This is a genomic window from Nocardia pseudobrasiliensis NBRC 108224, from assembly GCF_001613105.1.
GTDB classification, from domain to species: Bacteria; Actinomycetota; Actinomycetes; order Mycobacteriales; family Mycobacteriaceae; genus Nocardia; species Nocardia pseudobrasiliensis.
On the sequence record NZ_BDBS01000009.1, the window covers coordinates 123,719 to 142,393 of the forward strand.

The 18,675-nt window shown below is 66.9% G+C and carries 22 protein-coding genes; 6 read left to right on the forward strand and 16 right to left on the reverse strand.

What is annotated here, in order from left to right; translation table 11 throughout:
• Window positions 1-5 precede the first annotated feature (5 nt).
• Together NP4_RS10165 and rpsA are read right to left on the reverse strand one after the other, a co-directional pair.
• Complete coding sequence (locus tag NP4_RS10165) at window positions 6-1,535, reverse strand: phospholipase C (protein ID WP_067995457.1); 1,530 nt, start codon at window positions 1,533-1,535, stop codon at window positions 6-8.
• A gap of 154 nt (window positions 1,536-1,689) precedes the next feature.
• Entirely contained in the window at window positions 1,690-3,153 is a 1,464-nt protein-coding gene (rpsA, locus tag NP4_RS10170) for a 30S ribosomal protein S1 (RefSeq protein WP_067995459.1), read from the reverse strand.
• A 266-nt stretch (window positions 3,154-3,419) separates the two neighbouring features.
• On the opposite strand from rpsA, the gene NP4_RS10175 reads away from it, so the two are divergent.
• Window positions 3,420-4,301 (forward strand): class I SAM-dependent methyltransferase, encoded by an 882-nt coding sequence (locus NP4_RS10175; RefSeq protein ID WP_174556116.1) that lies wholly within the window; start codon window positions 3,420-3,422, stop codon window positions 4,299-4,301.
• Here the strand turns inward: NP4_RS10175 and NP4_RS10180 are convergent.
• From NP4_RS10180 to NP4_RS10190, 4 genes are all read right to left on the reverse strand, one after another.
• Entirely contained in the window at window positions 4,288-4,995 is a 708-nt protein-coding gene (locus tag NP4_RS10180) for a hypothetical protein (protein WP_067995462.1), read from the reverse strand. The genes NP4_RS10175 and NP4_RS10180 overlap by 14 nt on opposite strands.
• Before the next feature lie 108 nt (window positions 4,996-5,103).
• Window positions 5,104-5,271, reverse strand: coding sequence for a type II toxin-antitoxin system antitoxin (locus NP4_RS41595; RefSeq protein WP_169813706.1), 168 nt, complete (start codon window positions 5,269-5,271; stop codon window positions 5,104-5,106).
• Window positions 5,271-6,152, reverse strand: coding sequence for an SPFH domain-containing protein (locus NP4_RS10185; protein ID WP_067995465.1), 882 nt, complete (start codon window positions 6,150-6,152; stop codon window positions 5,271-5,273). Before NP4_RS10185 ends, NP4_RS41595 begins: the two co-directional genes overlap by 1 nt.
• A 57-nt stretch (window positions 6,153-6,209) precedes the next feature.
• On the reverse strand, window positions 6,210-7,547 hold the full coding sequence (locus NP4_RS10190) for an FAD-binding oxidoreductase (protein WP_245997908.1): 1,338 nt from the start codon (window positions 7,545-7,547) through the stop codon (window positions 6,210-6,212).
• Window positions 7,548-7,618: 71 nt separating this feature from the next.
• Between NP4_RS10190 and NP4_RS10195 the strand changes: the two genes are divergently transcribed.
• The gene (locus NP4_RS10195) at window positions 7,619-8,539 is read left to right on the forward strand and encodes a LysR family transcriptional regulator (protein WP_067995484.1); all 921 of its coding nucleotides are present in this window, start codon (window positions 7,619-7,621) and stop codon (window positions 8,537-8,539) included.
• Here NP4_RS10195 and NP4_RS10200 read toward each other — a convergent pair.
• From NP4_RS10200 to NP4_RS10220, 5 genes are all read right to left on the reverse strand, one after another.
• Window positions 8,522-8,986 carry a DUF4383 domain-containing protein gene (locus tag NP4_RS10200; RefSeq protein ID WP_067995492.1) on the reverse strand — a complete coding sequence of 155 codons (465 nt, stop codon included), beginning with the start codon at window positions 8,984-8,986 and terminating at the stop codon, window positions 8,522-8,524. The genes NP4_RS10195 and NP4_RS10200 overlap by 18 nt on opposite strands.
• Window positions 8,987-9,065: 79 nt before the next feature.
• Complete coding sequence (locus NP4_RS10205; protein WP_067995935.1) at window positions 9,066-9,818, reverse strand: amino acid ABC transporter ATP-binding protein; 753 nt, start codon at window positions 9,816-9,818, stop codon at window positions 9,066-9,068.
• A gap of 5 nt (window positions 9,819-9,823) precedes the next feature.
• Complete coding sequence (locus tag NP4_RS10210; protein WP_067995496.1) at window positions 9,824-10,762, reverse strand: amino acid ABC transporter permease; 939 nt, start codon at window positions 10,760-10,762, stop codon at window positions 9,824-9,826.
• Between the two features lie 6 nt (window positions 10,763-10,768).
• Complete coding sequence (locus tag NP4_RS10215; protein WP_067995498.1) at window positions 10,769-11,707, reverse strand: ABC transporter substrate-binding protein; 939 nt, start codon at window positions 11,705-11,707, stop codon at window positions 10,769-10,771.
• A 119-nt stretch (window positions 11,708-11,826) separates the two neighbouring features.
• Window positions 11,827-12,879: an isocitrate/isopropylmalate dehydrogenase family protein gene (locus NP4_RS10220; RefSeq protein ID WP_373863822.1), complete on the reverse strand. Its 1,053-nt coding sequence runs from the start codon at window positions 12,877-12,879 to the stop codon at window positions 11,827-11,829.
• 101 nt (window positions 12,880-12,980) lie between these two features.
• Between NP4_RS10220 and NP4_RS10225 the strand changes: the two genes are divergently transcribed.
• Together NP4_RS10225 and trxA are read left to right on the forward strand one after the other, a co-directional pair.
• Entirely contained in the window at window positions 12,981-13,502 is a 522-nt protein-coding gene (locus NP4_RS10225; RefSeq protein ID WP_067995941.1) for a 2'-5' RNA ligase family protein, read from the forward strand.
• Between the two features lie 47 nt (window positions 13,503-13,549).
• Window positions 13,550-13,915: a thioredoxin gene (gene trxA, locus NP4_RS10230; protein WP_067995500.1), complete on the forward strand. Its 366-nt coding sequence runs from the start codon at window positions 13,550-13,552 to the stop codon at window positions 13,913-13,915.
• 55 nt (window positions 13,916-13,970) lie between these two features.
• Here trxA and NP4_RS10235 read toward each other — a convergent pair whose 3' ends face one another.
• Window positions 13,971-14,408, reverse strand: a complete 438-nt coding sequence (locus tag NP4_RS10235; protein ID WP_067995502.1) for an alpha-isopropylmalate synthase regulatory domain-containing protein — start codon at window positions 14,406-14,408, stop codon at window positions 13,971-13,973.
• 491 nt (window positions 14,409-14,899) lie between these two features.
• Between NP4_RS10235 and NP4_RS10240 the strand changes: the two genes are divergently transcribed.
• Window positions 14,900-15,277 carry a four-helix bundle copper-binding protein gene (locus tag NP4_RS10240; protein WP_147287975.1) on the forward strand — a complete coding sequence of 126 codons (378 nt, stop codon included), beginning with the start codon at window positions 14,900-14,902 and terminating at the stop codon, window positions 15,275-15,277.
• Window position 15,278: 1 nt separating this feature from the next.
• On the opposite strand, the gene NP4_RS10245 is transcribed toward NP4_RS10240, so the two are convergent.
• Together NP4_RS10245 and NP4_RS10250 are read right to left on the reverse strand one after the other, a co-directional pair.
• On the reverse strand, window positions 15,279-15,914 hold the full coding sequence (locus NP4_RS10245) for a class I SAM-dependent methyltransferase (RefSeq protein ID WP_067995511.1): 636 nt from the start codon (window positions 15,912-15,914) through the stop codon (window positions 15,279-15,281).
• 5 nt (window positions 15,915-15,919) lie between these two features.
• A complete protein-coding gene (locus NP4_RS10250) occupies window positions 15,920-16,561 on the reverse strand; it encodes a LysE family translocator (protein ID WP_067995944.1) in 642 nt (213 codons plus the stop codon).
• Between the two features lie 110 nt (window positions 16,562-16,671).
• On the opposite strand from NP4_RS10250, the gene NP4_RS10255 reads away from it, so the two are divergent.
• Window positions 16,672-17,211 (forward strand): GNAT family N-acetyltransferase, encoded by a 540-nt coding sequence (locus NP4_RS10255; RefSeq protein WP_211335879.1) that lies wholly within the window; start codon window positions 16,672-16,674, stop codon window positions 17,209-17,211.
• Here NP4_RS10255 and NP4_RS10260 read toward each other — a convergent pair.
• Window positions 17,177-18,103 (reverse strand): phosphotransferase family protein, encoded by a 927-nt coding sequence (locus tag NP4_RS10260; protein ID WP_067995516.1) that lies wholly within the window; start codon window positions 18,101-18,103, stop codon window positions 17,177-17,179. The two genes, NP4_RS10255 and NP4_RS10260, sit on opposite strands and share 35 nt — an antisense overlap.
• Window positions 18,100-18,630: a plasmid transfer protein KilB gene (gene kilB, locus NP4_RS41600; RefSeq protein WP_169813707.1), complete on the reverse strand. Its 531-nt coding sequence runs from the start codon at window positions 18,628-18,630 to the stop codon at window positions 18,100-18,102. The genes NP4_RS10260 and kilB overlap by 4 nt, the downstream gene beginning before the upstream one ends.
• Between the last annotated feature and the right edge of the window lie 45 nt (window positions 18,631-18,675).

Genomic DNA, 18,675 nt, shown 5'->3' on the forward strand with positions numbered 1-18,675 from the left:
GCGTCTCAGACGATTCCGCTCGGCCGACGACGGCTGCCCGGTTCCTGGGACGGCATATTGTTCGGCGGCACCGGATACGGGACACCCTTGTCGGCCGTGCCGAGGGCGATATTCGGGCCGCACTGGGCCAGGGCGGCGGCGGTGCGGGAATTCGGATCGGTCACCCGGGGCCGCGCCACGTTCGGGGCCGAGGCGAAATCGAAGGCCGAGGTCATATCCCCGGTGACGCCGCGCCGCCAGGCGGTCAGATTGGGCACGTCGACGCCGAAACGGCGTTCCAGCAAACGTAATTGGGAGGTGTGGTCGAAGGTCTCCGAGGCCACCAGCCCGCCGCGCGAATACGGCGAGATGACGAAGCACGGGACCCGGTAGCCCAGACCGATCGGCCCGGCGATGCCATTGGCCTTGGATACGCGGTTCAGGTCGACGGTCAGGAATTCGCCCGGGGTGCCTGGCGGCGGGGTGGGCGGGGTGACGTGATCGAAGAAGCCGCCGTTCTCGTCGTAGCTGACGATCAGCGCGGTCTTCTCCCACACCTTCGGATTCGAAGTGAGAATGTCGAGTACCTGCATGATGCCGACCGCGCCGAGGGCGGGCGGGAGCGCGGGATGTTCGCAGTTGAACAACGGCGGGATCACCCACGACACCGACGGCAGGCTGTCGGCGGCCACATCGGCGGCGAAATCGCTCGGATACACCGGGGCCTTACCACGGCGGGCCAGCTCCGAGGCCGGGTCGGCGGCCTGTTTGAAACAGCCGAGCATGCCGTCGAGGATCACCGAGGAGATCGGGCCGACGTCGCGGTTGTTGTAGATCTTCCAGCTGACTCCGGCATCGGAGAGGTTCTCCGGCATGGTGCGCCAGCTGTAGACGTTCTGCGGGATCAGCGTCGGGGTCTCGACCAGGGGGCCGCCGGCGTTCCCGTCCGGATCGATGGTTCCCGAGACCCAGTACAGCCGGTTCGGGTCGGTCGGACCGAGAACCGAACAGTGGTAGTGGTCGCAGATGGTGAAGGCGTCGGCCAGATCGTGGTGGACGGGGATGTCCTCGCGGGTGTAGTAACCCATTGCGGCGGGGCCGTTTCCGGCGCCCACGCTCGCGATGGACATCGGCATCCAGCGGTCGTTGCGGCCGCCGTTCCACGATTCGTGCATACCGGCCCAGGTGTGGTCCGGATCGTTGATGCACTCGCCGTCGAGGGTCGCGCCCTTGGTGGTGTCGAGGCGGAACGGTTCGATGTAGCCGTCCGGCGTCGGCCCGACCCCGGGTGCGTACCCGTACTGCCGCCACGCCGGGGAGGGATCGTCGAATCCCCGCACGCCCGACAGGGTTCCGAAGTAGTGGTCGAAGGACCGGTTCTCCTGCATCAGCAGCACGAAATGCTCGATATCCCCGAGCCCGCCCATCCCGGCCGGATCGGCCGCGTGCGCCCGCTCGATAATCGGATTCGCCCACGACGCCAGCGTCGCCGCGCCACCGGCGGCCATGGCCTTGGCCAGGAAATCACGCCGATTGATGCCGTCGAACAGCCCCATGAAGCCGAACCTTCCGCAGGTTTGTGAAACATCCCAGTTTCGAGACCGCCGCTGAGGCTACCCGACATGATCTTCGGCGACCAACCGGGAGTTCTCGCGAACGGGGAAGGCCCCGGTCCGAGGACCGGGGCCTTCCGTTGTCTTGCGGCGCGAATTACGCGTTGCCGGACAGCTTCTCGCGCAGGGCGGCGAGCTGCGCGTCGCTGGCGAGCGAACCGCCGGCCGACTCCGACTGCGAGGTCGAGGCACGCTCGCCGCTCTCCGAGGAGTAGTTGGACGGTGCGCCGTTCGCGGCTTCCGCGGCGGCGTCGGCGGCCATCTTCTCCATCTGGGCGGTGTGCATCTTGTGGCGACGCTCCGCCTCGGCGTAGCGGCCTTCCCACTCTTCCCGCTGCTTCTCGAAACCGTCGAGCCACTCGTTGGTGTCGGGGTCGAAGCCCTCGGGGAAGATGTAGTTGCCCTGGTCGTCGTAGCTGTCGGCCATGCCGTACTTCGACGGGTCGAATTCGGCGTGGTAGTCCTCGTTGGCCTGCTTCAGCGACAGCGAGATCCGGCGACGCTCCAGGTCGATGTCGATGACCTTGACCATCGCGTCGTCGCCGACCTGCACGACCTGATCCGGCACCTCGACGTGGCGCTCGGCCAGCTCGGAGATGTGCACCAGACCCTCGATGCCCTCCTCGACGCGCACGAACGCACCGAACGGAACCAGCTTGGTGACCTTGCCGGGCACGATCTGGCCGATGGCGTGGGTGCGGGCGAACTGACGCCACGGATCTTCCTGGGTCGCCTTGAGCGACAGCGAGACCCGCTCGCGGTCCAGGTCGACGTCGAGAACCTCGACGGTGACCTCCATGCCGACCTCGACAACCTCGGACGGGTGGTCGATGTGCTTCCAGGACAGCTCGGAGACGTGCACCAGACCGTCGACGCCGCCGAGATCGACGAACGCGCCGAAGTTGACGATCGAGGACACGACGCCCTTGCGGACCTGGCCCTTCTGCAGCTGGTGCAGGAACTCGCTGCGGACCTCGGACTGGGTCTGCTCGAGCCACGCGCGGCGGGACAGGACCACGTTGTTGCGGTTCTTGTCCAGCTCGATGATCTTGGCCTCGATCTCCTTGCCGACGTACGGCTGCAGATCGCGGACCCGGCGCATCTCCACCAGCGAAGCCGGGAGGAAGCCGCGCAGGCCGATGTCGAGGATCAGACCGCCCTTCACGACCTCGATGACGGTGCCCTTGACAGCCTCGTCCTTCTCCTTGAGCTCCTCGATGGTGCCCCACGCCCGCTCGTACTGCGCGCGCTTCTTCGACAGGATCAGGCGGCCTTCCTTGTCCTCCTTCGTGAGGACCAGGGCCTCGACCTCATCGCCCACGGAAACGACCTCAGCCGGGTCGACATCGTGCTTGATGGAGAGCTCGCGGGAAGGGATGACACCTTCGGTCTTGTAGCCGATGTCGAGCAGGACCTCGTCCCTATCGACCTTGACGATGGTGCCTTCGACGATATCGCCGTCGTTGAAGTACTTGATCGTCTTGTCGATTGCGGCGAGGAAGTCCTCGGCGGTGCCGATGTCGTTGACGGCAACCTGCGGCGAGGTGGTCGTGGTGGGCATATGTTGGGGTGCTCCGGACGGATTGTGGTCGGTAGTGGACATTGGTACTTTCGGTTTTGCCGTGCGATCACAGCCAGGGGTCTACGTTGAACATGCACAGCACATCGCTGCCGCACTGCACAACGCTGCACTTGGCGCATGTAATCTCACAGCACGCGCGGCTTCGGTACGCAAGTACAGAAGACACTCGCGGGACACAGCGTACGCGACGTGAGTTGCGTCAAGCAAACACGGGGCCCTCTGCGCAAAGTGGATACCCTTACATGATGCCCGATGATCATCCCGTCGCGCTGGACGAAGATCGACACGCCCAGGCCAACGCCCTACTCGGCACCACCGGGGTGACCCGCACGAAGATCGATTCCGTGGCCAGTCAGCGCGCCAGCCGGCGCTGGTGGGACGCCGACGCCACGCAGTATCACGAAACCCATGCCGACTTCCTCGGCGTCGACTCCCCCGACGGCGAATTCATCTGGTGCCCGGAGGGTTTGCACGAGGGCGACTGGCGGCTGCTGGGCGAGATCACCGGCAAACGCGTGCTGGAGATCGGCTGCGGCTCGGCGCCGTGCGCGCGCTGGCTGGCCGCGCGCGGCGCGCATCCGGTCGGCCTGGATCTGTCGCGGGGGATGCTCGAGCGGGGACTCGCGGCGATGGACCGCGGCGGACCGCGGGTGCCGCTGATCCAGGCCGGGGCCGAGGCGCTGCCGTTCGCCGACGAATCCTTCGATCTGGCCTGCTCGGCCTTCGGCGCGGTGCCCTTCGTCGCCGATTCGGCCCGGGTGATGCGCGAGGTGGCGCGGATTCTGCGACCGGGCGGGCGCTGGGTGTTCTCGGTGAATCATCCGATGCGCTGGATCTTTCCCGACGATCCGGGCCCGGAGGGGCTGCGCGCGGCCATTCCGTATTTCGACCGCACGCCGTATGTGGAGGTCGACGCGGACGGCGAGCCGACCTATGTCGAACACCATCGCACCGTCGGCGATCGGGTCCGCGAGATCGTCGGCGCGGGACTGACGCTGGTCGATCTGATCGAACCGGACTGGCCCGAGTGGCTCGATCGCGAATGGGGTCAGTGGAGTCCCCTGCGCGGTGAGATCTTCCCGGGCACAGCCATATTCGTCACCGAGAAACCGGTTAACCCCGCCTGATCGGCACCGTTTCCGCGCGCACCGGACTGGTGGGAATCGCCGTGGTCTCCGCGCGCGTCCCGGTCGGAATCGCCACGGTCTGCGCGGCGGGCGGTGGTGTCGGAGTCGGGGCGACGAACGGCGGCAGCGCGGCGAAGCGCGGATCGATGCGCGCGGTGCGGCTGATGTAGGTGATCCACCCGCGCGCCCGAGTGAGCGGATGGCCGGGGAACTGCGGATCCCAGCGCGCGTCGTCGGCGGCGTTGTAGGGCAGTTTGCCCTTGATCTCGGGTGCGTACGGATGCGGCGGGAACATGTTCTGAAAGCCGACCTTGGGCACGACCGCCGCCTCACGGACACCGGACCGACCGGTCTCCATGCACATAATTTTCAGAATCGCGCTGCAGGTCGCCTTCGGAATCACGAGGCCCGCGGTGAATCCGAGTCCGGATTGACGACCCTCGAGCGGGAACTTCTCCAGCCGCAGCAGCGCCGGTTGACCGTCGACGGTGATGGCGTGCGCCTCGATGAGGCAACCGAATTCGGCCTGCAGCTCGGTGAGCCGTCGCCGTAGGGTCTCCTGATCGCCCAATCCGGCGGGCAGGTCCGGCACCTGATCGATGTAGGTGAGGGTCACCACATCGCCGGTGGCCGGATTACCCCATCTGCTGTGATCGAACTGCTGTAATCCCTTGGTTTCGAACGCGATCGGCACGCGACCACGGTACCGACTCGTAGCGTTTTCGCATGTCCACAGGTGTTTTGTGCCCAACACGTGACTTAGCGGTAATAATTTTCGGACAAAGCGGGTGCGGGGACTTTTCTATCCCCGACTCTTCGGAGACCGACCGGCCTGTTCCAGCGCCTTGCGGAGCGCGTACTCGATCTGGGCGTTGACGCTGCGCAGATCGTCGGCCGCCCACTTGGCGATCGCCTCGTGGACGGCCGGATCGAGCCGCAGCAGCACCTTCTTCGGCTCGCGCTTGGCCATCACGCGTAGAGCGAGCCGGTGTTGACGACGGGCTGGGCCGAGCGATCACCGCACAGCACGACCAGCAGATTCGACACCATCGAGGCCTTGCGCTCCTCGTCGAGTTCGACCATGCCCTCACTGGCCAGCCGCTCCAACGCCATACCGACCATGCCGACCGCGCCCTCGACGATGCGGCTGCGCGCGGCCACGATCTGGGCCGCCTGCTGCCGCACGAGCATGGCCTGGGCGATCTCCGGCGCGTAGGCCAGATGCGTGATGCGGGCCTCGAGGATATCGATTCCGGCCAGGGCCGTCCGCTCGCTGAGTTCGGTGGTCAGCTCCTCGGCGACCTCGGTGCCGTTGCGCAGGCTGGTGCGGTTCGGATCGTCGGAGTCGTAGGGATGCACGGTCGCCAGGTGCCGGACCGCGGCCTCGGACTGGGTCTGCACGTACTCCTCGTAATCGTCCACGGCGAAGGCCGATTTGAAGCTGTCGACCACGCGGTAGACGACCACCGAGGCGATTTCGACCGGATTGCCGTCGGAGTCGTTGACCTTCAGCTTCTGGGTCTCGAAGTTGCGCACCCGCAACGAGATCCGCCGCTTGTTGGTCAGCGGCACCACCCAGAAGAAGCCCGCCTCGCTGAGCGAGCCGATATAGCGGCCGAAGAACTGGATCACCTTGGCCTCGTTGGGGCTGACCGTGGTGAGTCCGGTCAGCATCAGCACCGCGAGCCCGACGACCACGAACAGCGCCACCGCGCCGATCGGCGATCCGCCGTCCGCGTCGGCCGTGGCGCTGGTGAGCGCCACCCCGCCGAACAGTCCGAGGCCACCGACGACCAGCAGGACCAACAGCATGAGGAACCCGTTCACCCGAAAGGCCGGACGAAGCTCCATGACATCCTCCCAATATTGAAGTGATATCATGAAGATAGCGCGCCCGGCCCTCCCCCGCTAGCCCCGGATATTGCGGTTGGCCCGGAACAGGTTGGCGGGGTCGTACTCCCGCTTCAGCTCCGCCAGTCGCGCATAGGTGTCGGGTGCGTATCCGCCTCGGGTCTGCTGCTCGTCGGCCCAGTCGCCCGCGCCGTAGAGGAAGTTGAGATTGTGGCCGACGGTCCACGGCGACAACGCCTTGCGGATCAGCTCGTGCTGATCGCGCACGGCCCCCTCGCCCGGTTCGGTGATGAAGCGGGCGACGTACTCGGCATCGCGGTGGTCGATGGTCGCCGGACCCGGACGGCGCAGCGCGCCGCCCAGATGCCGGAATCCGGCGACCACCGACACCGGGGCGTCGGGACCGGTCGAGTCCAGAAACGCCTGGGCCGCATCGGCGTTCAGCTCGTTCAGCAGGACATTGGTCGCGGTGTAGGCGTGCGGGAAATCGGGATCGCGGTAGATCGCGTGACTCTCGGCGTACGGCATCGAGCGCAGTTCGTCTTTCAGGCGATCACCCACCCGGCGCAGCGGCTCGACGAGGCGTTCGCCCTCTTCGGCCGAACCGGTGTAGGCGATATTGATCGTGGCGATGTAGCGCCCGCGCAGCGGTTCCGGAATCACCGGGATATCGGGCATGGTCATGACCGTGATGGCCGAGGTCATCTCCTCGGGCACGTCTCGGGTCCACTCCCGCCACGCTCGCAGCGCGGGCCCCACCAGTGCGGTGTCGAAGACCAGCTGACCGCCGTAAACCGAAGTCAGCGGCACCAATTCGAATTCCAGCGCGGTGACCACGCCGAAATTACCGCCGGTGCCGAGCACCGCGCCGAACAGCTCGTCACCGGGAACCAACCGGCGCAGCCGGCCGTCGGCGGTGACCAGTTCGATCGCGCGCACATGATCGGCCGCATAGCCGAAGGTCCTGGCCAGGATGCCCAGGCCGCCGCCGAGGTGGTAGCCGATCACGCCGACCGACAGCGAGGAGCCGTTCAGCGGGGCGAGTCCGTGCGCGGTGGCCGCCTCGATCAGCGGTCCGGCCTGGACCCCGGCCGCGACCTTCGCGGTGCGGGCGTCCGGATCGATCGAGATGTCGGTCATCCGGCGAGTGCTGATCAGCACGCCGCCGTCCAGCGCCACCGACAGGCCGTGGCCGGTCGCCTGCACCGCGATCGGAAGACCGTGGCGCGCGGCGTATTCCACGGCGGCGCGGACATCCTCGGCGTGCCGGGCGCCGACCACCAGGGCCGGGCGATGGGTGTAGGCGGTCTGGAAGCCCGCGATCTCGGCGTCGTAACCCTCCTCGCCCGGGCGGAAGATCGGGCCGGTGAAGGTGGGGAAGTCCGTGTTGCTCATGTCTTCGACCATTCCGCAGCCGCGATGAGAAGTAAAACAGATAGATATTCTCGTAGCTAGAATTATCAGTTATGGAACTTCGCCAGCTGCGCTACTTCGTCACCGTGGTCGAGGAGGCCAACTTCACCCGGGCCGCGGCTCGGCTGCATCTGGCCCAGCCGGGACTGTCGGCGCAGATCAAGCAGCTGGAACGGGAGTTGGGTCAGCCGCTGCTGGACCGCTCGGGGCGTTCGGTCACCCCGACGACGGCCGGGGCGGCGGTGCTGCCGCACGCCCGAGCCGCGCTCGCGGCGGCCGAGCGGGTGCGCGATACCGTCGACGAGTTCACCGGCCTCATGCGCGGGCACATCCGGCTCGCCACGATCTCCGGCGTCGCCATGGGCGAATTCGATCTCGCCACCGTCCTGGCCGGATTCCACACCGACCACCCGCAGGTCGAAATCACCCTCACCGAAACGAATTCCGACGACATGCTCGAGGAGCTGAACCGCGGCGCGCTCGATATCGCGCTGATCGGCCTGACGGGTGCGGAACTGGATCCCCGGCTCGGGCTCGATGTCGTCCTCGAGACCGGCGTGGTGGCCGCGCTGCCCGCCGATCATCCCGACCGGGAGCGGATCACCTTGGCGGAGCTGCGCGATCAGCGGCTGATCTGCCTCACCCGCGGGACGGGCCTGCGCGGACTGCTCGAACGCCATTGCGCCGCCGCCGGATTCGTACCGGATGTGGCCTTCGAGGCCGCCGCTCCCCCGCTGCTGCTGCGGCTGGCGGCGCGCGGTCTGGGCGTGGCCGTCGTCCCCACGCTCAGCGCGCAGGAGGCTGCCGCCTTCGGCGTGCGCACCGTTCCCATCGTCGAACCGGAGTTGCGTGGTCGGCTCGCCCTCGCGTGGCGCACCGACCGTCTCACCGCGCCCGCCGCGAAAGTCCTACTTGGCCAACTGCGTATCGCCCTGACCCGGCAGAAGGCGGTTCTCTCAGCGGCGCTCGAATAGCACCGGGCGCAGTCCGCCATCCCGGATCGCCTGCAGCACAACGACTCCGATCAACACGAGGCCGGTGACGATATGCTCCACCGCGTCCAGCCGGTGATTGGGAAAGCTGAACACCAGGACGTTGCGGGCGAACAGCGCCCAGATGCCGACGATGAAACCGCCGCCGACCCCGGCGGCCAGGCAGTACCACGCCGACCACGATTTACGCCGCATCGCAACGAGTCCCGGCGCGAACAGCAGCAATCCGGCCACCGCGTGCCAGCCGTTGTAATCCATGCCGAGTACCGGCGTCGCCGGTGCGTGCGCGCCCATGGCGAAACTGGGCTCGGCGATCCATCCGGCGATCGCCCAGGCGATGTGGACCACGGCGATGACGAATACCGCCCACTGGATCGAACTCCACTGCCCCGCCGCGATTCGGCGCTCCGCTGCGACCTGCGCCCCCATGGCTCGACCTCCACCCGATCGGCTCAGTTGATACTACACAGCGTAGTTGACGAGCCGATCGAGTGGAAGGGTTCGGGCCCTACAGGATCCGCGAGAGGAACGCCTTGGTGCGCTCGTGCTGCGGATTGGCCAGTACCTCACGGGGATCGCCCGCCTCGACGACCACACCGGCGTCCATGAACACCAGCTGGTCGGCCACCTCGCGGGCGAATCCCATCTCGTGGGTCACCACGACCATGGTCATACCCGAGGCCGCCAACTCACGCATGACGCCGAGCACCTCGCCGACCAGTTCGGGGTCCAGCGCCGAGGTGGGCTCGTCGAACAACATGAGCTTGGGATCCATGGCCAGCGCCCGCGCGATCGCGACCCGCTGCTGCTGCCCGCCGGACAGCTGCGCCGGATAGGCCTGCGCCTTGTCCGCCAGACCGACCCGGTCGAGCAGTTCCTTGGCCCGGGTGACCGCGTCCTGTTTGCGGATCTTCTTGACCTGAGTGGGCGCCTCGATGATGTTCTCGAGCGCGGTGCGATGCGGGAACAGGTTGAAGTGCTGGAACACCATGCCGATATCGCGACGCTGGGCCGCGGCCTGCCTGGGGCTCAATTCATAGAGCTTGTCGCCCTTTTCGCGATAGCCGATCAGTTCACCGTCGACATACAGCCGCCCGGCGTTGACCTGCTCGAGGTGGTTGATGCAGCGCAGGAAGGTCGACTTGCCCGAACCGGACGGCCCGACCAGGCACATCACCTCACCCCGCGACACCTCCAGCGAGATGCCCTTGAGCACCTGCAGCGCGCCGAAGTTCTTGCACACCTGCTGGGCGCGGATCATCGATGTCACAGGACCTTGTCCTCCCCCCGCTGCACCTTGGCCAGCGCCTCGAGCTGCTTCGCGTTCAGCTGCCGGCTCTGGCCGCGCGCGAAGTACCGCTCCAGATAGAACTGACCCACCATCAGAATGCTGGTGACGACCAGATACCAGGTCGCCGCGACCAGCAGCAGCGGGATGGGTTGAAAGTTCTGGCCGTAGATGGTCCGGGCCACACCGTACAGATCGGTGGTCAGCGGGATCGCGGCCACCAGCGAGGTGGTCTTGAGCATGCTGATCAACTCGTTGCCGGTCGGCGGGATGATCACCCGCATCGCCTGCGGCAGGACCGTACGCCACAGGGTCTGACCCCACGACATGCCGAGCGCGACCGAGGCCTCGCGCTGCCCCTCGCCGACGGAATTGATTCCGGCGCGGACGATTTCGGCCATGTACGCGGCCTCGTTCAGCCCCAGGCCGAGCATCGCGAAGAAGAACGCGGCCGACAGGTTCTGGATGTCCAGATGTACGAAATGCGGTCCGCCGAACGGGATTCCGAGATCGATGCTCTGGTACAGCGCCGGGAACAGGCCCCAGAACACCAGCTGCACATACACCGGCGTCCCGCGGAAGATCCACAGGTACACCCACGCCACCGCGCCCAGCACCGGATTCGGCGACAGGCGCATGACGGCCAGGATCACGGCGAGCACGACGCCGATGGCCATCGCCAGCACGGTCAGCTCGAGGGTGACGATGACACCGTCTCGGGCCAAGCGGGTGTCGAACAGGTACTTCCAGTAGACATCCCAGTGATAGCCCGGATTGGTCGCCGCGCCGTAGACGAACAGGCCCACCAGCGCCAAAATGATCGCCGCGGCGATCCAGCGGCCTGGATGCCGTAGCGGAACCGCTTTGATCGGAACGGGATCGGCCGGTGCGGCCGCGTCCAAGTCTTCGGAACTCACCCGCTATCAGGCCTTCGCGCCGTTGATGACCGACTTGCTGATCGCGCCGTCCTGAACGCCCCAGTTCTCGCAGATCTTGCGGTACTCACCGGAGTCCATCAGATGCTGCACGGCCTCCTGCAGCACGGCCGCCAGCGGCGAACCCTTCTTCACCGGCCAGCCGTAGGGCGCGGATTCGAACAGCGGACCGGCCGCTTCGATCTTGTCCTTGTTCTGCTTGATGGCGTACGCGGTCACCGGCGAATCGGCGGAGAAGGCGTCGACCTGACCCAGCACCAATGCGGTGGCCGCGGCGCTCTGCTCGTCGAAGGGCACCTTCGTGATCTCCGGCTTACCGGCCTCGACACAGGCCTTGCTCTTGGCCGGGATCTCGTCGTTGTCCTCGATCGTGGTGCGCTGCACGGCGACCTTCTTGCCGCAGGCGTTGTTCGGGTCGATCGCCTTACCCTTCTGCTGGGCCCACTGGATGCCCGCGGAGAAGTAGTCGACGAAATCGACGGTCTTCTGACGCTCGACATTGTCGGTGAACGACGACATGCCGAGGTTGAAGGTGCCCGCCTCGATGGACGGGATGATCTTCTCGAAGTCGGCTTCCTTGTAGTCGGCGCTCACGCCGAGGACCGACGCCACCGCGTCCATCAGGTCGACGTCGAAGCCCACGATCTTGCCGCTACCCGGATCCTTGTACTCGTTGGGCTGATAGGGAACGTTGACACCTACGACCAGCTTGCCCGACTGCTTGATGTCGGCAGGCAGCTTGGCGGCGATCGAGTCGACCTTGGCGACCTGAACCTTGTCCACCTTCGGACCATTGTCCTCGGTGTTGGTGGTACAGGCGGTCAACGCCAGCGCACCACCGGCGATGACACACGCGGCCCGCAGGATGTACCCGCGGGCACCGGATCGAACAGACACAGCAGCCCTCCATGTTTGGGTGGGCGACATCCGGGCGTCGCCCGCCGTTCGAAATCTAGGCGATTCGGACCGACTGTGCCGGTCGGTTACCGAAGGTTAATCCGCGCCGGGTCGGCGCATGGCCCATACACGCCGAGTTCGGCACCCTATCACCATCGGTTCAACCGAGCGCGCACCTGTTCGGTGAACTCCGTGGTCGAGGCCAGACCGCCGAGGTCGGCCGTGGCCACTCCGGCGGCGAGGGTGGCCGCGATCGCGCGGTCGATGTGATCGGCGGCGCGAATAAGGGCCGGATCGGGGTTGCGCGCGCCGAGCCAGCGCAGCAGCATGGCCGCCGACAGCTGCAGCGCCGCGGGATTGGCGCGGTTGCGTCCGGCCAGATTCGGCGCGGCGCCGTGCACGGCCTGGGCCATCGCCTGGGTGTCCGAGCAGTTCAGCGAGGCGGCCAGGCCCAGCGAGCCGCCGAGTTCACCGGCCAGATCCGAGAGGATGTCGCCGAACAGGTTCTCGGTGACCAGTACGTCGTAATCGTCCGGGGCGCGGACCAGATGGGCCGCGGTGGCATCGACGTGTTCGTCCTCGACGGTCAGTCCCCGATATCCGCGCGCGACGTCGAAACACACGTCGCGGAACAGGCCCATGGTCATCGGCAGCACATTGGCCTTGTGCACGATGGTCAGGCGCCTATGCCGGGTCATCGCCAGTTCGCAGGCCTGACGGGCGATCCGCTCGCATGCCGCGCGGGTGATCACCCCGACCGCCAGCGCCACATCCTCGGTCGGGCGGAACTCCCCCGAACCGGCGGCCATATTGCGATCGGCGTAGAAGCCCTCGCTGTTCTCCCGGACGATCACCAAATCCATACTCGCCGCGGTGGACCGCACGCCCGGAAACGTCCGCGCCGGACGGATATTGGCGTAGAGGCCGAAGCGTTTGCGCACCGCGCCGCCGGGCGGGGCGCCGGTGCGATGCTCGGGGGCGTAGGAGGCGTTGTCGTGCGGGCCGAGGATCCAGCCGTCCAGTCCCGCCAGCGCGTCGAGGGTGGAATCCGGTAGCGCGGAACCGAATTCGTCGATGGCGCTGCGACCCATGGGCAGCGATACCCAGTCGACGGCTCCCCCGGTCGCGTCGTCGACCACATCGCGGGTCGCCCGGACCACCTCCGGGCCGATCCCATCGCCCTCGATCAAACCCAGTCGTATGCGCACGTCCCCATCCTGGTCGGTCGGCTTCACCCGGTGTCCGCCGGATGCCGCCGACTGCCCAGCGCGCACCCGTGACCTGGCGTATCTTTGCCAAGATCATGGTGCAATCGGTTGAATTGCTGTTGGACGACACGGCCGATGCGGAGATCCGCCGACAGTGGGAGCTGTTGTCGGAGGCGGGGGTTCACAGTCCCGCAGCCGATCACCGACCACACATCACCCTCGCGGTGGCGCGCCAGATCTGGTCGCGGCTCGATCAGGCGCTGGCCGCACAGGAATTCCGGCCGCTGCCGGTGCGGCTCGGCGGTCTGGTCGTATTCGGCTCGCGCAATCCGATTCTCGTGCGGCTCGTGGTGCCCACCGAATCGCTGCTCGATCTACAGCGCCGGGTGTACACCGTGATCGCGCAATGTCCCGGCGTACCGGCGAATGTGCGACCCGATGCGTGGACCCCGCATGTGACGCTCGCGCGGCGATTACGACCGCAGCAATTAGGGGAGGCGATCCATGTGGTGGCCAGTGATCGCGATTTCCCGGCTACTGTCGTGGGTATTCGACGGTGGGACGGTGACCAGCGGCGTGAATGGCCGGTCGCCCGTGGAACCGCCAGTGGAAGATAACCGGGGTGCACGGCGTTGTACCCTGCACAACCCGACGAGAGGATCCCATGGCCACCCAGAACCTGACCGAGCAGAATTTCGACGAGATCGTCACCGGTAACGACATCGTGCTGGTCGATTTCTGGGCCGAGTGGTGTGGACCGTGCAAGTCCTTCGGCCCGACGTTCGAGAAGTCCTCGGAGCAGCACCCCGACGTCGTCCACGGCAAGGTCGACACCGAGTCCCAGCAGGGCCTGGCCGCCGCGGCGAACATTCGCTCGATCCCGACCATCATGGCCTTCAAGGAGGGCGTGCTGGTCTTCGCCCAGCCCGGCGCCCTGCCCGCCTCCGCCCTCGAGGACCTGGTCACCCAGGTGAAGGCCCTCGATATGGAAGAGGTCCGCAAACAACTCGCCGAATCCGACCAGAAGTAACGGCAAACCCCAACCGCCGCACCACCTTTCGGTGGTGCGGCGTTGTCGTGGTGAGCTAGCTGCCGAGCTGGTTGATCCCCGCGATCATGGCGCGAATCGTCGACTCCGCCCCATCATCGGCCAGGGCGGCGCCCCAGCCGCGGCGGCCGTTGAACTCGCATTGCACGAAGGTCGCCGTGCCCGCGGTGGTGCGGCGCTGGTGGAATTGCAGGATTTCGACCGGGTAGCCCTCGTCGTAGAGGGCCGAGGTCAGGGCCGCGACCGGGCTGCCGGCCGAGACCACGGTTCGCAGGCGGCCGGTGAATTCCAGCGTGGCGGTGTAGGTCGCGGCGGGCTGGTGCAGCGCGGCGCGGGTCCAGTCGCTGAGCTTGACCGGGCCGGACGGACCGCAGTAGCGGTCGTAGAACTCGGCGGGCGTCAGGCCGGCGCATTCGGTGCGCAGGCTCTTGGGCGCGGCCGAGATGAAGTCGTGGGTTTCGATCGTGATCGTCATGGGTTTCAGGTCTTCCCGAGGCATTGTCGTGTCTGCTGACAAAAGGGGACCAGCGCAAGCAAATGAGAGTACGGCCGCAGCGAGGGGGCCGGTCCGAATCAGACCCCGCTACGGCGAAGTACTACGAGAATTCGACCGGCAGTCACCATCGCGGTCAGCGAAAGGAGCGCGGCGCGGTCGCGGTCGGCGACGTGCGGCGCTGCGCTGTGACTGGCGGCGGGATTCGGCACGGGAACGAGAATATGGACTCCGATCAGCGATGGCAACCACATTCACGCGGAACCGATGAGTAACTTCGTCACAATCGTCCGTAAACGGAACACGAACCACGGATGACCTGCTAAGCAAACCTCCAGTTGACGCCTTTTACGGCCCTTGGGATGATTGCGACACGCCGCAGCAAACTTCCAGATATCCGGCACGCATGTCCGTTTTATGCCAATCTGAGCATGATCCGCGACCCGCCGAGCCGACTCGCCGAGGAGCCCGCGATGACCGACCCGATTCTGCAGAATGCGCTCAATCATCTGCTCGGCGGACATCGCCGCTGCGAACATCAGATCCGAGAATCCCTCGATCGCGGCGGCGAGCACGCCACCGCCCATCACATTCAGACCCTGACCGATTGTTCGGATCTGTGCCGGGTCGCCGCCGATCTACTGGACCGCCGCTCGGAATGGGGGCCGTCGCTGTGCGAGGTGACCGCCCGCGTCTGCACCGACACCGCCGAACGCTGCGAGCGCCTCGGCGAAACCGCCTGTGCCACCGTATGTCGCGCCGCCGCCGATGCCTGCACGGTCTACATCGAGCAGATCCGCCACCCCGCCGAGAAGGAGTTGCTGCGCGACGACGAATGGCTACCGAGCTGAGCTACAGCGGTTTTCGCCACGTCAGCAGATAGCGCCAGAACACCAGCCGTCGCACCCGCGCGTCCGGCAGAATTTCGCGGACCTGCCGCCGCACCTGCCGCGTCGTCGATTCCGGGTCGAGGACGACCGGCATATCGGCATCCTCGGGCGATCGCGCGTACCAAGGATCGTCACCGAATCTGCGCAACGTCGCGAATGTCACCCCGAACAGTCGATGCGCCAGCGCCGCGGTCAGTTCGACCGGCGCCTCCCGCGGCAAATCCGCGCGCGGCAGGGCCACCGCCGCCAGCACCCCGCCCGGTCGCAGCGCCTCGGCCAGGATCGGCAGGACGCGCTCGAGCGGCATGTGATGCAGGGCCGTCACCGATACGATGGCGTCGTATTCGCCGCGTGGTAGGTCGACATCCAGCACATCGGCGACGGTGCAGGTGAGGTTGGGCGGCGCGATCCGCCGAGCCGCGGCGATCATCTCCGGCGAGCGATCGATCGCGTCGACGCGTTCGGCCCGGCGCGCCAGCCGCGCCGCGAAAGCACCCGTGCCGCAACCGACATCGAGCACATGCCGCGGATGCGGCGGCAGCAGGCGCAGCAGCGTGTTCTGGTAGTAGGCGTTGTGATCCCAGTCCAGCGCGTCCATCGCGATCAGGCCGGGACCGGGCGCGCGCGATCGGTGGCCAGCAGGACCGCGATGGCCCCGAGCATGGTGCCGGTGATCCAGCGCTGGGCGCGCAGCCACAGCGGTCGGTCGCCGAGGAAGCCCGCGATCGCGCCCGCCGCCAACACGATCAGACCGTTCACGGTGAGCGCGACACCGATCTGCACCGCGCCCAGGCACAGGCTCTGCAACCAGATCCGCCCGTGCTCGGGCGTCACGAACTGCGGGATCAACGCCATGTACATGATCGCGATCTTGGGATTGAGCAGATTGGTGACCAGGCCCATACCGAACAACCTACGCGCCGGATCGGCGGGCAGATCCGAGGGCTGGAACGCGGAAACGCCGCCGCGCAACGTCTTCCACGCCAGATACGCCAGATATCCCGCACCGGCCAGCTTCACGGTCAGATACAGCCCCGGCACGACGGCGAAGATCGCGGTGATTCCGGCCGTCGCCGCCGCCAGATAGGCCAGAAAGCCCACGGCCACCCCCGACAACGACACCAACCCGGCCCGGCGACCCTGCGAAACGGTTCGCGAAACCAGATACATCATGTTCGGCCCCGGCGTCAGCACCATCCCCAGCGCGGCCGCCGCCACCCCCAGCACCGCCGTCATCTCGATCATGTTCCCCATGCTCGCCCATCCCGCCCATCCTTGTCACGAGCCAGTTCCGACCAACTGGTCCGGCCCGAAACCGTTTGTCACGGATTCGATTCCCGATGATGATTCGGCGGGTGACCGATGAGATCACCATCAGGACATTGGATACGGCCGATCCTCGCACGATCTCCGCGGCCTTTACCGCGCTGGGATGGATCAAGCCGCTGGAGTTGTATCTGCGATATCTCGCCGAACAGCGAGCGAATCGGCGAATCTGCCTTGTCGCCGAGCGCTCCGGGGCGTTCGCCGGATATTGCACGCTGGTCTGGGAATCGTCCTATGCGCCATTTCGAGCCGAGGGCATTCCGGAGATCAGCGATTTGAACGTGCTACCGGAATATCGCGATCGCGGCATCGGGACTCGGCTGCTCGACACGATCGAGGAGCTCGCACGCGCACGCGGTGAGCGGATCGGCATCGGCGTCGGTCTGACCGCCGATTACGGTGCGGCGCAACGGCTCTACTGCCGACGCGGCTATCTGCCCGACGGGCGGGGCATCGTGCACGGCGATCGGCCCGTGACGCCGGGCGAGTCGATCACGGTGGACGACGATGCCGTGCTGATGATGATTCGCGAATTCACCACCCCAGCCGCCGGGCCAGCCACGTCGTGAGCAGTTCGGCCTTGCGGCCCTGATACGCGCGCAGGGACGGGGCACCCTCGGGGGCCGGGAGGCGGCTCGCGTGAGTCCAGTAGCCGCACAGGGCGCACAGGAAGGTGTCGATGACGGCCGGGGTGAGTCCGGCGGTCAGCGGTAGGTTCGCCAGGATCGGCTCGGGGTCGACGCCGACCTCGAGCAGGCACGGGGCGAGCGTCGCGGCGTCCACCCAGGCCGCGCCCCGGCAGGGCCACGCCCAGTCGACCACGACCACTCGACCGTCCTCGGTCAGCAGCATGTTGTCGGGCCGAAGATCGAAGTGCAACAGGGTGTTTCCCGCGGTCACCGTCGTCCATTCGGATTCGATTTCGGCCAGCCGGTCAAGATGACGGAGTGCCCACGGGTCGAGATCAGACGGCGGTCCGTCGGTCGCGAATTCGCGCCAGCCGCGCAGCGACGCGGCCGACGAATCACCGAGTGTGGAAATATCAGGCAGCGGATTCGGCGTCAGCGCGTGCGCCATCCGTCCCACGGTGTCGAAGACCGCGGCCCGTTCGGCGGGATGGTCGAGGCGGGGGTGGCGACCCGCGACCGCCTCGAAGATCAGCACCAGCCAGCCGTCGGTTTCCAGCGCGGCCACCACCCGCGGCGCGGGCACGGCTTCGGGAAGCCTTGCGGCCGTGTGCATCTCGACGCGAAAGAAGTCGGCCGAGCGGCCGCGATCCGGGACCGCCTTGGCGAAAACACGCTCGCCGCGGTCCAATTCGAGCACCGAGGCCAATCCGCGCCCATAGCCGCCGTCGGGGACCACGGCCCCGACCACCCGCCCGCCGAGCCGTTCCTCGATCACCGCCCGGACCCGACCGGGCAGATCGGTCCATCGTGTGCGACCGCTCCACCCGGTCACTCGCGCTCGTCCCCGCGCGGCAGGGCGATCGACGCATTGGTCAGCCCCGGTGAATTCGCCTGTCCCGCAGCGGCCTGCAGGCTCAGCGCGGCCTCGTTGATGAAATGCTTGATCGCGTCCAAGGCCGCGTCGGCCTGCTCCAGCCATCGCTCCCGGTCGACGGCCTCGTGGATCTGCCGCGTCTGCTCGAGCGCCACCTCGCCCAATTCGCGCAGCCGCGGATCATCGGTGACGAGGTGAACCCGCAGCAGGGCGGTCCGGGCCACCGCGCGCTTGCGATGCGATTCGGCCTTGGCCAGCAGATACGGCTCACCCTCGGGATCCTCCTGCTGGCGTCCCCACCGGTCCTGCTGGGCCTGCCGGAACTGCAGCACCGCCTCGGCGTAGGCGGCGTAGGCCGCCAGCCGATCCTGTCGCAGCCGATCGGCCAGGGTGACCGCCGCGGCCCGATCGGCGATCTTGCGCTGGAAGACGAAGGTCACGATCGAGCCGAGAAGCGTTCCGGTCACGGCGATTACGGCGGCCACGATGGTCAGCACACAAGCCCCCAGAGGTCGATCGGCACCGAGGCG